Source organism: Nereida sp. NH-UV-3, assembly GCF_042939535.1.
GTDB lineage: Bacteria > Pseudomonadota > Alphaproteobacteria > Rhodobacterales > Rhodobacteraceae > Nereida > Nereida ignava.
Genome location: NZ_CP132157.1, coordinates 1428003 through 1440917, shown reverse-complemented (window position 1 = coordinate 1440917; position 12915 = coordinate 1428003). Strand labels below are relative to the sequence as shown.

Sequence of the window (12915 nt, the reverse complement as noted above, 5' to 3'; positions counted from 1 at the left end):
TCAGGTCACCGCGCGGATTAGCTTACGTTCAAGAACGTGCAAAACGGGCTTAAGCTCGTGGCCGCGTTTCAGGATTTGCCCATCCATTCCAATAACGGAATACATCCCTTGCTTCAGACGTAGCTTGGGGCGCTTTTCAATACGGTAAAGCGGTTGCTCTGCGGTGCGTTTGAACACTGAAAAAATGGCAACATCGCGCATGGCGGAAATGCCGTAGTCGCGCCACTCACCAGCCGCGACCATGCGCCCATAGAGCGACAAGATCATGTTAAGCTCGAGGCGGTGAAACATCACGTCTTGCTCGGTGACGCGGGTGATGGGTGTTGCTGAAGTCATGCCCAACAGTTGCGTCGATGGGGCGGAAAATCAAGGCGGTCACAAAAATGTCTCGCTGTGTTCTTTGTCTCGCCCCTTTGTGCCCCGAAGCTAATGCCCGTGCGGCGTAAACGCGTGCGTGCATGGCAATGGTCCGAGCCCCCACTTTATCCCTTGCCAAGGCCCACGCGTTTACGTCGACAACTTTGGTTATTAGCACCCTAACGATATGTTTTAGTTACCCCGTAACAACCTATTGCGCATTGCATTGGGCCGCTTGGCGGGCCTAGTGTCAGGGCGAATAAGCAATGATCGGAGAGTTGGATTATGCGTACGCGTGCTGCAGTAGCAACCCAAGCGGGCAAGCCCTTGGAAGTGATGGAAGTAAACTTGGCGGGCCCACGGTCCGGCGAGGTTGTGGTTGAAATCAAGGCCACTGGCATTTGTCACACAGATGAATTTACTCTGTCTGGTGCCGATCCAGAGGGGCTGTTCCCCGCGATTTTGGGCCATGAAGGGGCGGGCGTTGTTGTGGACGTGGGTCCTGATGTGACTTCGCTTAAGAAGGGCGATCACGTGATCCCGCTTTACACACCCGAATGCCGGACGTGCGAATATTGCCTCAACCCCAAGACTAACTTGTGCCAGTCTATTCGCAGCACCCAAGGTCAGGGCCTTATGCCCGATGGAACCAGTCGTTTTACAACGCTCGATGGTGATCCTATTTTTCACTACATGGGCTGTTCGACCTTCGCCAACCACACGGTTGTGCCTGAAATTGCACTGGCCAAAGTACGCAAAGACGCACCGTTCGATAAGATTTGCTACATTGGTTGCGGTGTCACAACGGGCATTGGTGCGGTCATTAACACGGCGAAGGCCGAGATTGGCAGCCGCGCGATTGTCTTTGGGTTGGGCGGCATTGGCCTTAACGTGATCCAAGGGCTGCGGCTTGCAGGTGCGGATCAGATTGTGGGCGTTGATATCAACCCCAGCAAAGTTGAGATGGCCACGCGTTTTGGGATGACTGACTTTGTGAACCCCAAAGAAGTCGATGGTGATTTGGTGGCCTATCTTGTGGCGCTGACCAAGGGCGGCGCGGACTACACGTTTGATGCAACAGGCAACGTGGACGTAATGCGTACTGCGTTGGAATCTGCACACAAAGGATGGGGCGAAAGCATCATCATTGGTGTCGCGCCCGCCGGTGCAGAAATCAGCACCCGTCCGTTCCAATTGGTGACAGGCCGGTCATGGCGCGGTACGGCCTTTGGCGGCGCACGCGGTCGTACAGATGTGCCGCAGATCGTTGATTGGTACATGGACGGTAAAATCGAGATCGATCCAATGATCACGCACACAATGGGGCTTGATGACATTAACCACGGGTTTGACCTGATGCATCAGGGCAAGTCGATCCGTTCTGTTGTGGTGTATTAAGCGCTGCGTCTACGCGCCGTAGCGTGACAAAAACAGATCGACCGCGGCAGTTGCAATGCGGTCGATCTCTTCTTCGGTAAACCCGTCTTGGATGCCGAATATCAGTTTTTCGTGCAGGTCCGCTTTGCACAATTGCGGTAGTTGGTCCGCGGCCATGTCAATGTCGTCAATCACCAGATCACCCTTGGCAATCGCCGCGTTGAGATACGTGATCAACCGCTTGCGCGCTTCCATTGGACCATTGAGGTAAAACGCGCGTCCCAGTTCGGGAAAGCGACTGCTTTCAGCGACGGCAATGCGAAAGACATTCACGCCGAAATCCGAATAAAAGAACCGCATCATGGATTTACACGCTTTGCGCAGCACATCACGCGGCGGCAGCGCCATGTTGATTTCATCAAGTGCTGCGTCTGCTTGGCGGGTGCATTCGGTCCGCGCAACTTCCATGAACAGAACGCGCTTATCGGTGAAGTAGCTGTATAAAGTAGCCTTGGAGACTTTGGCTTCGCGGGCGATGTCGTCCACGCTAGCGCCGTCAAAGCCATCGCGCATGAACACACGTGTTGCGCCGTCGATCACTTGATCAAACTTGCGACCCTTTTTGATGACCGGCAGTTCGGCGTTCATGAAACCCACCCAAGCGATAAATTCAGAAGCTAATACATAAACTGGTTCGTTTAGTTTGTCCAAGCAGACATTTGGGAGAACGCTGCTCTTCCCCGCTCGGTCGTTGCGTGCTAGCGATTTGATATGGTGGATATATTTCTGAAAACTTTACCCTTTTTCGCGTTGATCGCACTTGGGTATGGCGCGGCGCGGCGGGGGTTCTTTCCGCCTGAGGCCACGGGATATCTAACCAAGTTCGTCTTTTACTTCGCCCTATCGGCCATGCTGTTCCGCTTTTCGGCCAACCTTAGCCTTGCGGAAGTCATCGATTGGCCGCTTGTGTGGGCATATCTTCTGGGCTCGCTCGCGGTCTATTTGTTGGCAACTGTTGTGGCCTTGGTGCGCAAGCGTGGCATCCTTGAAGGGGCGGTTGAGGCGCAATGCGCCGTTATCGGCAACGTTGGTTTCTTGGGTATTCCAATGTTGATTTTGCTGTTGGGAGAGCGTTCCGTTGGGCCTGTGATGTTGGTGTTGGCGGTTGATCTAATTGTGTTTGGATCGCTGATCGTCATTTTGATCACAGGTGCACGTGATGGGCGGATGTCGCTTGGAATTTTGCGCAGTATTGCCATTGGTCTTGTGAAAAACCCGATGATTGTATCCATCGTTTTGGGGCTGTGTTGGTCCGCAACGGATCAGCCACTGCCGGCACCCGTGAACGAATTTCTGGGCATCTTGGGGGCAGCGGCCACGCCTGGCGCGCTCTTTGCGATTGGGGCATCCTTGGCGGATAAATCTGCCGAACGGATCAGTGTCGCGGGTTGGTTAACTTTCTGTAAACTTGTCCTGCACCCCGTCGCAGTAGGCGCGCTTGCCCTGTTTGTCTTTACGGTCGATCCGTATTCGGCGGCTGTGATGATCGCGACAGCGGCGCTTCCGGTGGCGGGCAATGTGTACATCATCGCGCGGCATTATGATGTCGCACCATCGCGGGCTTCGGCCAGTATTTTTGTCTCAACCGTGGTTTCCGTGGTCAGCCTTTCAGTGGTGATCGCGTGGGTTACGAAAACTCTTTTGTGAGGAATTGCTGTGTTAAAAATAATCTCTGAAAACCGTGCATTCGATGGCGTGCAACGTGTGTATTCACACCGTTCTGAGGCGTGCGATTGCGACATGACATTTGGGCTTTATCTGCCCGCAGAGGCCGCGTTTGGCCCTGTGCCTTTGCTGACATATTTGTCGGGTCTGACATGCACCCATGCCAACGCTATGGAGAAATCTGGTGCGCAAAGATGGGCCGCTGAGGAAGGCATTGCGGTACTTTTCCCTGATACGTCGCCCCGCGGCGAGGGCGTGCCAGATGACGAGGCATATGACCTTGGCCAAGGGGCGGGCTTTTACGTGAATGCGCAAAACGCACCATGGTCATCGCACTTCAAGATGTGGGATTATATCACCAAGGATTTGCACAGCGCTTTGGCTGAACTGCCTGTTGATCTTGAGCGTCAGAGCATCACGGGTCACTCCATGGGTGGGCACGGCGCGTTGACCTTGGCGATGCATATGCCCGAGCGTTACCGCGCCGTTTCGGCGTTTGCCCCGATTGCCAACCCAACCCAAAGCGACTGGGGCACAAAGCAGCTTGGTGCGTATTTGCCGCAAACCGAATGGGCCAATCACGATGCCAGTTTACTGATGGCTGACCGTGGGTTTGCCGGTCCTGTGTTGATTGACCAAGGCACCGACGATCAGTTTCTTGATTTGCTGCGTCCTGAAAGCCTTGCCCACGCGATGACAGCGCGCCGCCAAGCCGGCGAATTTCGGATGCAGAAAGGGTACGATCACAGTTATTACTTTGTCTCGACGTTTATGGCCGATCACATCGCCTTTCACGCAGAGGCGCTGCACGGGTGATTTACGTTGATGCAGATGCCTGTCCGGTCAAAGCCGAGGCAGAGCGCGTAGCGACGCGGCACGGGCTTACCCTTTTCGTGGTAAGCAATGGTGGACTGCGCCCATCGCAGAACCCGTTGGTTGAAAATATCATCGTGCCCGACGGACCGGATGTTGCGGATATGTGGATCGCAGATCGCGCCAAAGCCGGTGACGTGGTGATCACGGGTGACATTCCGCTGGCGGCGAAATGCGTAGAGGCAGGGGCCCGCGTGATTAAGCATAACGGCGAAATTCTGGACGCGCGCAATATCGGACAGGTTTTGGCGACGCGGGATTTGATGCAGGATTTGCGTAGTGCGGACCCGTTTCGCCAAGGGGGCGGACGACCGTTTTCCAAGGCCGACAGATCGCGATTTTTAGACGGGCTTGAGCGCGTGGTGCGCTTTGCCAAATCAGACGCAGAAAAAGGAACAGCACCATGAGTGTTCAGGCAGTGGTTTTTGACATCGGCAACGTGCTTCTTGAATGGCACCCGGAACGCTTTTTCGACAGTGTAATTGGGCAGGAGCGCCGCGAAGCGATGTTTGCGGAAGTAGATTTGCACGGGATGAACGACCGTGTTGACCGCGGCGAGGGCTTTCGCGATGTGATCTATGCGCAGGCGGAACAAACGCCGCAGTGGCGTGATGAAATCCGCATTTGGCATGATCGCTGGATCGAGATGGCCGCGCCGGTGATTGAGCATTCCGTCCGCTTGCAAACCGCATTGCGTGCCAAAGGGGTTCCAGTTTTCTCGCTGACCAACTTCGGTATTGAGAGTTTCGCTTACGCGCAAACCCATTATCCGTTTTTGACGAATTTTGATCGCCAATACGTCAGCGGTCACATGCGCTGTATCAAGCCAGAACCGCAGATTTATCAGATGATGGAAGATGACTGTGGTGTGGCGCCTGAAGGATTGCTCTTTACGGATGACCGCGCTGATAACATCGCAATGGCGGCCTCACGTGGATGGCAAACGCATCTGTTTGAAGGGCCGCAAGGATGGGCCGATCGGTTGGTGGCCGAAGGCTTGTTGAGCGCCGAGGAGGCCGCTTAGCTAAGCGGCCTTAGCTTGCCACGGCAGCTGGTAACGGACGCTCTTTGATGGGCAGATGTACGATTGCGCTGAACGCACCCACACCCACGCCGACCCACCAGACCATGTTATAATCGCCGTAGATGTCATACATTTTACCGCCCAGCCAAACGCCAAGAAAGCTGCCCAATTGGTGGCTGAAAAAGACGATGCCATAGAGCGTGCCCATGTAGCGCAGGCCGTAAATATGCGCGACAAGGCCGCTGGTCAGGGGCACTGTGGCTAGCCATAATGAGCCCATCGCAAGCGAGAACACGATCACTGTTGTGGGCGTGATCGGCATCAGGATAAACACGGCCGCCACGAGTGTCCGGCCTGTATAGATGCCCGCCAGTAGGTATTTCTTGGAGTAACGTTTGCCTGCCCAACCGGCCAAAAGGGTGCCCGCAATGTTGGCTGCACCGATCAGCGCGATGGCCATGGCGCCCAGTGCGCTGGTGGTGGTGATGCCCATGTTATGCAGGACGCCGCCCGCCAAAATGGGGCCGCACATTTCGGTAATCATTGCGGGGAAGTGCGCGGTGATGAAGGCAAGCTGATAGCCGCAGGAAAAGAACCCAAGGAAGATGAGTGAATAGGACGGGTCTTTAAAGGCCTTAATCAGGATTTGGCCCATCGACTCTTCCAGCTCGGCTTTGCTGGCGGGCGCGGCCGTGTTCATCAAAGGTAGGCACAAGAGCGTGCTGATGATCAGACTCGCAAAGACGATAAAGACCATTTGCCATGACATGATTGTCAAAAGCGCCTCGGCGACAGGGGCCCCAAAGATTTGGCCTGCGCTACCGGCTGCGGTGGCGATGGCAAGCGCCATTGAGCGGTTTTCATCACTCGCGGCACGCCCAACAACGGCCAGAATGACGCCAAAACCTGTCCCCGCGATGCCAAAGCCCACCAGCCATGCATAGGCTTGGTGGCCCAAGGGCGTGATGGCTTGTGATGATAGCAAAAGGCCAATTGCATAGGTCAGCGCGCCCAGAATAATGGCTTTGCGGTCTGTCAGCTTTTCAGCGATGGCCCCAAAGATCGGCTGGCCAATGCCCCACGCAAGGTTCTGAATGGCGATCGCAAGCGAAAATTCTGTGCGCAGCCAGCCGAATTCCTCTGCGATGGGAATTTGGAACACGCCAAAACTTGCTCGGATCGCAAAGCTGACCATGATGATGATGCAGCCCGCAACGAGGACCGGCGTAATGAGAGGCGCGCTTGATGTTTTCATCCCGCTTAGATGGCGCAGGTTCAATGACCGGTCAATTCTTATTGTACATATGTCATTGAACGTTAGCGTTTTCGTCCATTGCACCGTTGATGTCTGCCAGAGCGGTGCTGAGAACTGTGGCCCATTCACCGATGATGGGGATGAAATCAATCTGGCTAAGCAAATAAACAAGCACAGAAACCAGCAGCGTGGCCCCAATGACGGACCCTAAACCAAAGGCCAGTCCGCGCGCAAAATTGAACGCAAGCATCTTGGGCACAGAGTTGTGCATCGTCACAAAGCGGTGGCCGTTCAGTTTAGCGACCTCGGCGGCCAGTTTTTTGATGTCTTGATCCATCTCGAAATCATGCGTCTTTTTCTGGTATTTGTAAAACTGAACGACTAGGCAAACGTTATGGTTCCATCCGAGATTTATACCGCCCGCGTTGCCGCCGGAGAGCTGACGCCAGATGACGCGCAAACCGCTGTGCTGCCGGAATTTGACCGCATTGCCAACGAGCTGGCAAAGCCCGTAAAGCGCGGCTTTTTCCGCCGTGCCCCTGACCCGATACAGGGCCTTTATCTGTGGGGTGGTGTTGGGCGTGGCAAGTCGATGCTGATGGATTTGTTTGTCAGCGGGCTAAGCGTGCCTGCGCGGCGGGTCCATTTTCACGCCTTCATGCAAGAAATCCACGAGGCCATTCACAAAGCACGTGCGCGCGGTGTTGATGATCCGATCAAGCCTGTGGCGGATGCCATTTCTGACAGTGTGCGGTGTTTGGCGTTTGATGAAATGCAGATTACAGACATCACCGATGCGATGATTGTCGGGCGTCTGTTTGAGCAACTTTTCGCGGCGGGTGTGGTTGTTGTGACCACCTCAAACCGAGTGCCGGATGATCTGTATAAACATGGGCTGAACCGTGATTTGTTTGTGCCGTTCATCGGGCTTTTGAAAGATAAAATGGTGGTGCATGAATTGGCGTCACCTACGGATTACCGCCAAGACCGCCTTGCGGGGTCGGATGTTTATTTTACCCCCGTTGATCAACAGGCGCGCGCTGCAATGGATGCAGCTTGGGCCGCACTTGCGGACGGTGACGGCGCGCCGCTTACGTTGCGCGTGAAGGGTCATGACCTGCTGATACCGCGATTTCACAATGGTGTGGCGCGGGCCAAGTTTTTTGATCTGTGCGGCAAGCACCTTGGGGCGGCGGATTATTTGATGTTGGCTGATACTGCGAAGGTTTTGCTGTTGGATGATGTGCCGCGATTGGGGCGGTCAAATTTCAACGAAGCCAAGCGGTTTGTGACGCTGATTGATGCGCTTTATGAGGCGGGCACGCGTCTGATTTGTTCGGCTGCGGCGGCGCCTGAGTTGCTGTATGTTGAAGGCGAGGGGACTTTTGAGTTTGAGCGCACCGCAAGCCGATTGCGCGAAATGCAATCTGCGGATTGGGGTCTGTAGACGGTCTGTAAATCCTGCTGAGCAAAAAAAGGGGCCCCGAAGGACCCCTTGTAAGTTTTGCTCAATGGCTTGGAGATGCCTGCTTTTTTTATACGTTTGGGATGCGCAACTTTTGCCCGATGAAAATGCGATCGGGCGTTGTGAGTTTGTCACGGTTGGCATCGAAGATTGTTTGGTAATCGGTGGTGGAGCCGTAAAACTTCAGCGCGATATAGGCCAAGCTATCGCCTGAGGCGACGGTGTAGACGCGGTTGCCATTTTCAACGCGCGCAATGGGGCGCGAGGCTTCGGCTGCGCGGCGTTGCAATTCGGCGGCGGCGGCTGTTTCACCTTTGGCGACCAATGCTTTTTGCACAACGTTGAACAATACGGCCGTTGGATTAACTTCGCCGCCGGTTGTGCCAAGCTCTTTGGGCAGCACTAAAACCCCGTTAGACACAGCCGCAGAGATCAGGTTTTGCGCGTCTGTTACCGCACTTGGCGCGTTGGTTGAATTAAGCTTGAGGCGGTTATTCTCATCTTCGTCAATCGAGTAGAGGCCCGCCACGATGCCTTCTTCCAGCATGCGCAGTTTGTTGGCGTTCAAGATATCCACGGCCTCTTGGACTTTGCGGGCTTTTTCTTCCGCAATGGCTTCGGCTGTTTGCGCGGGCGCGGGGCTAAGCGATGCGTTGACTGCCGATTGTACGTTCAAGCTGTTGAGTGTTTCGCTTGTGTTGCGTGTGACTTCTGGCTTCAGCGGCAACCCCGATGATGCGGATGCGACTTGTGCCGTGATCGTTGGTTCGCTGGTCATTTTGACGACCTGATACGTCAGCGCACCACCAACAACGAAAGAGAAACCGCTGATAGCAAGCACAAGGGGAAGCGTCTTTTTGGGGGTACTGGTCATGGGCTCAACTTTCACGATGGTGTCTCCTGAGTAGTCAGGCCGAGAGCTGTCCAGACTTGCATGCCGCCTCGGTAATATTTGACTTTTTCTGCTGGGTATCCGCTGTCCAAAAGGGTGCTGATAAGCCTTTGCGCGTCTGTGGTCCCCGGACCTGCGTCAACGATCACCAGCTCAACTGCGCCGCTGAAGTTGGACACGCCTGCGGCTGTTTTGGCACCAAGCGCGCGCAGGATATCAACACGGTAGGGGTTGTCGGCGGCCATTGTGGGCACCGGCACACTGACAGATGCAGGAATAAAGCCAACTGCGCGTTGTTCAGGCATGCGGGCATCAAGGATAAGCCCTGATCCCGTTGCAACCTGTTCGGTCATGAAGCTCATCACGTCCAACTCGCCGATGGTGGTGACGCCTTCGGCTGCGGACATAGGTGATAGGCAACTGCCCTCACATGACAGACTTGGTCGCGCGAAGGCGACTAGCTTGTTCACGTTGACCTGAGCGGCGCGCGTGATGGTGAAAGCCTCGCCGTTAAAGCGAAACGAGGTTTCATTTCCGGCTTGTTGTGCTTGGGCGACCAAAGCGGACGCCGACAAAATACCAACTAAAGCCCCTGAAAATAGGCTACGAATCATTAACAAGTCCCCCAGCAGGACAATATTCACCCACATGTTGTGGCGTGGGGCTGGCAGGCCCATGAATATCGCTACTGCCTCCACATATAGAGACAGAACGAATCAGTAGTCAAAGGATTTTCGAATCACTCTTTTGATTTTCTGTGGCGGCTGGTGTGGTGTTGGCCTCAGCCGTTGCTGCGTAAAATGGCCCCAGCAAGGTAAAGCGACCCGCAGATCAAGATGCGTGCATCGGGTTCGGAGGCGGTTATGTTCTCAATCGCTGTTTGCACATTGGATGCAATTTCTGATTGAAAACCAACACGTTGCGCTGCATCAGCAGTAGTTTGTGCAGGCAGGGTGTTTACTTCATCGGGAATGTCGACCGCAGTCAGGCTTTGGGCAACTGTCGCCAACGGGGCGAGGTATCCATCGATGTCCTTTGTGTTCAACATACCGCAAATCAGATGCGTTGAACGGTTCGGCAGTGTCTTGATTAGGTCGGCCATCGCGCGCCCCGCGGCAGGGTTGTGCCCACCATCAAGCCAAAGTTCTGCGCGCCCGGCAGCCTCTACCAGCGGACCAGTTTTGAGGCGCTGCATCCGCGCAGGCCAGCTTACGTTTTCCATTGCTGCGGCGCAGGCATCTTCACCAAAACCAAGGTAGCGAAGCGCCATCAATGCGGCACCTGCGTTCTGCACTTGGTGTGCGCCGGGCAGGGCGGGCATTGGCAGGTCGAGCAGTCCGCTTTCATCTTGAAAAATGAGGCGACCGCGCTCTGTGGAGACGTGCCAGTGTTGGCCGTGTACCAGCATGGGCGCGCCAAGGCTGTTTGCCTTGGCCTCAATCACATCAAGGGCCTCATCATGCTGAGGGCCAACAATAACAGGCACACCGCGCTTGATGATGCCTGCTTTTTCACCTGCGATGGCACCCAAAGTGTCCCCAAGAAATTGCTGATGATCCAAGTCAACGGGCGTGATGATCGACAGCGCGGGGTCCATCACATTGGTTGCATCAAGCCGCCCACCAAGGCCAACTTCAAGCAACGTATAATCTGCTTTTGTGCGTGAAAAAGCCAGCAGGGCCGCAACAGTCGTGATCTCGAAATAGGTAATATTCGCGCCGTTGTTGGCGGTGTAGCAATCGTCAAGAACTTGGGTCAGGGCGTCTTCTGTGATCAGCTCGCCCGCAAGGCGGATGCGTTCATGAAAGCGCGCCAGATGCGGTGATGTGTAGGCGTGCACGGATTTACCCGCGCCCTCAAGCCCCGCGCGGATCATCGCTTGGGTTGAGCCTTTGCCGTTGGTGCCAGCCAGATGAATGACAGGCGGCATGCGTTTTTGCGGATTATCAAGCGCGCTCAACAGCGCCCAAACACGGTCCAGCGTCAGATCGATGATCTTTGGGTGCAGCGCCATCATCCGTTGCAGGATGACGTCCGATGTATCGGCTGTCATTTCGCGTCTGTGATTTCTGGTTGTTCCGCAGGGGCAGGCAGATCGCCGTGGATTGCGGGTTTGTCTTTCATCATCATGCGGATGATGGTCACCAGTTCCGACTTTAGCTTTGAGCGGTGTGTCACGCGGTCAAGCATGCCGTGCTCAAGCAAATATTCGGCCCGTTGAAAGCCTTCGGGCAGTTTTTCGCGGATGGTTTGCTCAATCACGCGGGGTCCGGCAAAGCAAATCAGGGCGTTTGGTTCGGCAATATGCACATCGCCCAGCATGGCGTATGAGGCGGTCACACCACCAGTCGTTGGGTGGGTAAGAACAACGATGTAGGGCAGGTTTGCTTCTTTGAGCATTTCAACCGCTACTGTTGTGCGCGGCATTTGCATCAAAGACAAAATGCCTTCCTGCATCCGTGCGCCACCAGCGGCAGAGAACAGGACGAGGGGGCGCTTTAGCTTTACGGCGCGTTCGGCCGCCGCGATAATTGCGTTGCCCACATACATGCCCATTGAGCCAGCCATGAACGAGAAATCCTGACAGGCGGCAACGATAGGTGTGCGCAGGATTTCACCCTCTGCCACCAGCATCGCTTCTTTTTCGCCCGTTGATTTGACGGCAGCCTTCATGCGGTCGGGATAGCGCTTCTGGTCCTTAAACCCGAGCGGGTCAGCAAGTGGTTCAGGCACCGCTACGTCCAGATATACGCCACCGTCGAACAACGCTTGGAAGCGGTCGCGCGCGGTGATCGCCATGTGGTGATCACATTGCGTGCAGACGTTCAGATTTTCCGTCAGCTCACGGTGAAACAGCATAGTGCCGCATTCAGAGCATTTCTGCCAAAGGTTCTCGGGAACCTCACGGCGTGAAAAGATGGAATTAATCGTCGGACGGACGTAATTGGAAATCCAGTTCATAGAAAGCCCCTGCTACCTTCATTTCCCAGATAAGCCCGTGGATCAGGAAATGCAATCAGGCGCGTATCGCCCAACGGGCCGTGACCCACGCAAGCCCCATCGCGACCAGATCAAGCCAGATATAGCTCATCAATTCAGGATCATCGGCGCGGTAGGGAAGGGTGAAAAGCGCAAGTCCTGACAAAACGCCCGGAAGGCCCACGATAAGAAGCGCGCTGAGGTTGTTGAGCAAATGCAGGGCGATCGCAGGGGCAAGAGTGCCAGAGCGAGCCGTCAAATCAGCAGCGATCACACCAAATAGCACAGCCCACAGCGTAATTATCCATGCGTTTCCGCCGTTTGTTGCAGGGTCATGATGCAGCAGGCCGAACGCAATTGAGGGCAATAGCATCCAGATGATCGGGCTTTTGAAACGTGCGGCAAGCTGGCTTTGCAAGTAGCCCCGAAAGACCAGTTCCTCTGCGCTGACTTGAACCAGCGTCAGCGCGATGGCCGGGATCAAGAAAGCGGCCCATTTTAGTACTGGATACTGCTGGTTTAGCTCGCTCAATATGTCCCAAGGTGGCATGAACATTAGCGCGACCATCAAGATGAACAAAAAGCCCGCGCTTCGTTTGAAGTGTCTTTGGAACATTTCTTGGGGACCCAAGACGCTGACAAAGCTGCGGCCATGCAGCTTAAGTGCAGCCCATGTGCCCAAAATCATAAATGAGAAGGTACTAAGCAACAGCATCATGCCGAATGGTGTGGTGCCATTCATGGTGTTGAGCAGGACTGTCTGTGACGGGCTAAGAAACGTCATAACCGCAAAAAATGCTGAAATTCCAGCGAAGTAGATGGCCCCGATAAGGATTGTGCCCAATGCGATGCGCCAAATTTGTGGCTGTGGGCGGGCGGGGGCAATCATGGCTTTGAAAAACGGGTATGACATTTAGACACCTTTGATGCGTTCACACTTGTGGATCACTTAGCCCTGCCTTATCCAG

The 12915-nt window shown here is 54.9% G+C and carries 15 protein-coding genes; 6 read left to right on the top strand and 9 right to left on the bottom strand.

The genetic code is table 11. From position 1 onward, the window contains the following. A complete protein-coding gene (locus tag NeNHUV3_RS07185) occupies positions 1-336 on the bottom strand; it encodes a DUF2794 domain-containing protein (RefSeq protein ID WP_048598445.1) in 336 nt (111 codons plus the stop codon). A 306-nt stretch (positions 337-642) separates the two neighbouring features. Here NeNHUV3_RS07185 and NeNHUV3_RS07180 point away from each other — a divergent pair, with 306 nt between their 5' ends. Beyond that, positions 643-1755, top strand: coding sequence for an S-(hydroxymethyl)glutathione dehydrogenase/class III alcohol dehydrogenase (locus tag NeNHUV3_RS07180; RefSeq protein WP_391480615.1), 1113 nt, complete (start codon positions 643-645; stop codon positions 1753-1755). 9 nt (positions 1756-1764) lie between these two features. Here NeNHUV3_RS07180 and NeNHUV3_RS07175 read toward each other — a convergent pair whose 3' ends face one another. Next, a complete protein-coding gene (locus NeNHUV3_RS07175) occupies positions 1765-2382 on the bottom strand; it encodes a TetR/AcrR family transcriptional regulator (protein ID WP_391480614.1) in 618 nt (205 codons plus the stop codon). A gap of 123 nt (positions 2383-2505) precedes the next feature. On the opposite strand from NeNHUV3_RS07175, the gene NeNHUV3_RS07170 reads away from it, so the two are divergent. Genes NeNHUV3_RS07170 through NeNHUV3_RS07155 form a run of 4 tightly spaced genes read left to right on the top strand, consistent with a single transcriptional unit; the run spans position 2506 to position 5356 of the window. Then, on the top strand, positions 2506-3441 hold the full coding sequence (locus NeNHUV3_RS07170; protein ID WP_391480613.1) for an AEC family transporter: 936 nt from the start codon (positions 2506-2508) through the stop codon (positions 3439-3441). Positions 3442-3450: 9 nt separating this feature from the next. Further along, on the top strand, positions 3451-4275 hold the full coding sequence (gene fghA / locus NeNHUV3_RS07165) for an S-formylglutathione hydrolase (RefSeq protein ID WP_391480612.1): 825 nt from the start codon (positions 3451-3453) through the stop codon (positions 4273-4275). Next, on the top strand, positions 4272-4739 hold the full coding sequence (locus NeNHUV3_RS07160) for a YaiI/YqxD family protein (RefSeq protein WP_048598440.1): 468 nt from the start codon (positions 4272-4274) through the stop codon (positions 4737-4739). Before fghA ends, NeNHUV3_RS07160 begins: the two co-directional genes overlap by 4 nt. Further along, positions 4736-5356, top strand: coding sequence for an HAD family hydrolase (locus NeNHUV3_RS07155; RefSeq protein ID WP_391480611.1), 621 nt, complete (start codon positions 4736-4738; stop codon positions 5354-5356). The genes NeNHUV3_RS07160 and NeNHUV3_RS07155 overlap by 4 nt, the downstream gene beginning before the upstream one ends. A gap of 10 nt (positions 5357-5366) precedes the next feature. On the opposite strand, the gene NeNHUV3_RS07150 is transcribed toward NeNHUV3_RS07155, so the two are convergent. After that, positions 5367-6611 carry an MFS transporter gene (locus NeNHUV3_RS07150; protein WP_391480610.1) on the bottom strand — a complete coding sequence of 415 codons (1245 nt, stop codon included), beginning with the start codon at positions 6609-6611 and terminating at the stop codon, positions 5367-5369. A 52-nt stretch (positions 6612-6663) separates the two neighbouring features. Continuing rightward, positions 6664-6948, bottom strand: coding sequence for a DUF5665 domain-containing protein (locus NeNHUV3_RS07145; RefSeq protein ID WP_391480609.1), 285 nt, complete (start codon positions 6946-6948; stop codon positions 6664-6666). A gap of 57 nt (positions 6949-7005) precedes the next feature. Here NeNHUV3_RS07145 and zapE point away from each other — a divergent pair, with 57 nt between their 5' ends. After that, positions 7006-8058: a cell division protein ZapE gene (gene zapE / locus NeNHUV3_RS07140; RefSeq protein WP_391480608.1), complete on the top strand. Its 1053-nt coding sequence runs from the start codon at positions 7006-7008 to the stop codon at positions 8056-8058. Between the two features lie 88 nt (positions 8059-8146). Here zapE and NeNHUV3_RS07135 read toward each other — a convergent pair whose 3' ends face one another. The 5 genes from NeNHUV3_RS07135 to NeNHUV3_RS07115 form a co-directional block, all read right to left on the bottom strand. After that, positions 8147-8965, bottom strand: coding sequence for a LysM peptidoglycan-binding domain-containing protein (locus NeNHUV3_RS07135; RefSeq protein ID WP_391480607.1), 819 nt, complete (start codon positions 8963-8965; stop codon positions 8147-8149). Next, positions 8962-9582: a rhodanese-like domain-containing protein gene (locus NeNHUV3_RS07130; protein WP_391480605.1), complete on the bottom strand. Its 621-nt coding sequence runs from the start codon at positions 9580-9582 to the stop codon at positions 8962-8964. The genes NeNHUV3_RS07135 and NeNHUV3_RS07130 overlap by 4 nt, the downstream gene beginning before the upstream one ends. A 167-nt stretch (positions 9583-9749) precedes the next feature. Then, positions 9750-11021 (bottom strand): bifunctional folylpolyglutamate synthase/dihydrofolate synthase, encoded by a 1272-nt coding sequence (locus NeNHUV3_RS07125; protein WP_391480603.1) that lies wholly within the window; start codon positions 11019-11021, stop codon positions 9750-9752. Beyond that, a complete protein-coding gene (gene accD / locus NeNHUV3_RS07120; RefSeq protein WP_048598433.1) occupies positions 11018-11929 on the bottom strand; it encodes an acetyl-CoA carboxylase, carboxyltransferase subunit beta in 912 nt (303 codons plus the stop codon). Before accD ends, NeNHUV3_RS07125 begins: the two co-directional genes overlap by 4 nt. A gap of 55 nt (positions 11930-11984) precedes the next feature. Then, positions 11985-12860, bottom strand: a complete 876-nt coding sequence (locus NeNHUV3_RS07115; protein ID WP_391480601.1) for a CPBP family intramembrane glutamic endopeptidase — start codon at positions 12858-12860, stop codon at positions 11985-11987. Positions 12861-12915 lie beyond the last annotated feature (55 nt).

Coding starts and splice junctions, on each gene's coding strand:
- NeNHUV3_RS07145 (WP_391480609.1), bottom strand. CDS start 6,948: ATGGATCAAGACATCAAAAAACTGGCCGCCGAGGTCGCTAAACTGAAC.
- NeNHUV3_RS07185 (WP_048598445.1), bottom strand. CDS start 336: ATGACTTCAGCAACACCCATCACCCGCGTCACCGAGCAAGACGTGATG.
- NeNHUV3_RS07175 (WP_391480614.1), bottom strand. CDS start 2,382: ATGAACGCCGAACTGCCGGTCATCAAAAAGGGTCGCAAGTTTGATCAA.
- NeNHUV3_RS07115 (WP_391480601.1), bottom strand. CDS start 12,860: ATGTCATACCCGTTTTTCAAAGCCATGATTGCCCCCGCCCGCCCACAG.
- zapE (WP_391480608.1), top strand. CDS start 7,006: ATGGTTCCATCCGAGATTTATACCGCCCGCGTTGCCGCCGGAGAGCTG.
- NeNHUV3_RS07130 (WP_391480605.1), bottom strand. CDS start 9,582: ATGATTCGTAGCCTATTTTCAGGGGCTTTAGTTGGTATTTTGTCGGCG.
- NeNHUV3_RS07170 (WP_391480613.1), top strand. CDS start 2,506: ATGGTGGATATATTTCTGAAAACTTTACCCTTTTTCGCGTTGATCGCA.
- NeNHUV3_RS07150 (WP_391480610.1), bottom strand. CDS start 6,611: ATGAAAACATCAAGCGCGCCTCTCATTACGCCGGTCCTCGTTGCGGGC.
- NeNHUV3_RS07125 (WP_391480603.1), bottom strand. CDS start 11,021: ATGACAGCCGATACATCGGACGTCATCCTGCAACGGATGATGGCGCTG.
- NeNHUV3_RS07155 (WP_391480611.1), top strand. CDS start 4,736: ATGAGTGTTCAGGCAGTGGTTTTTGACATCGGCAACGTGCTTCTTGAA.
- NeNHUV3_RS07180 (WP_391480615.1), top strand. CDS start 643: ATGCGTACGCGTGCTGCAGTAGCAACCCAAGCGGGCAAGCCCTTGGAA.
- accD (WP_048598433.1), bottom strand. CDS start 11,929: ATGAACTGGATTTCCAATTACGTCCGTCCGACGATTAATTCCATCTTT.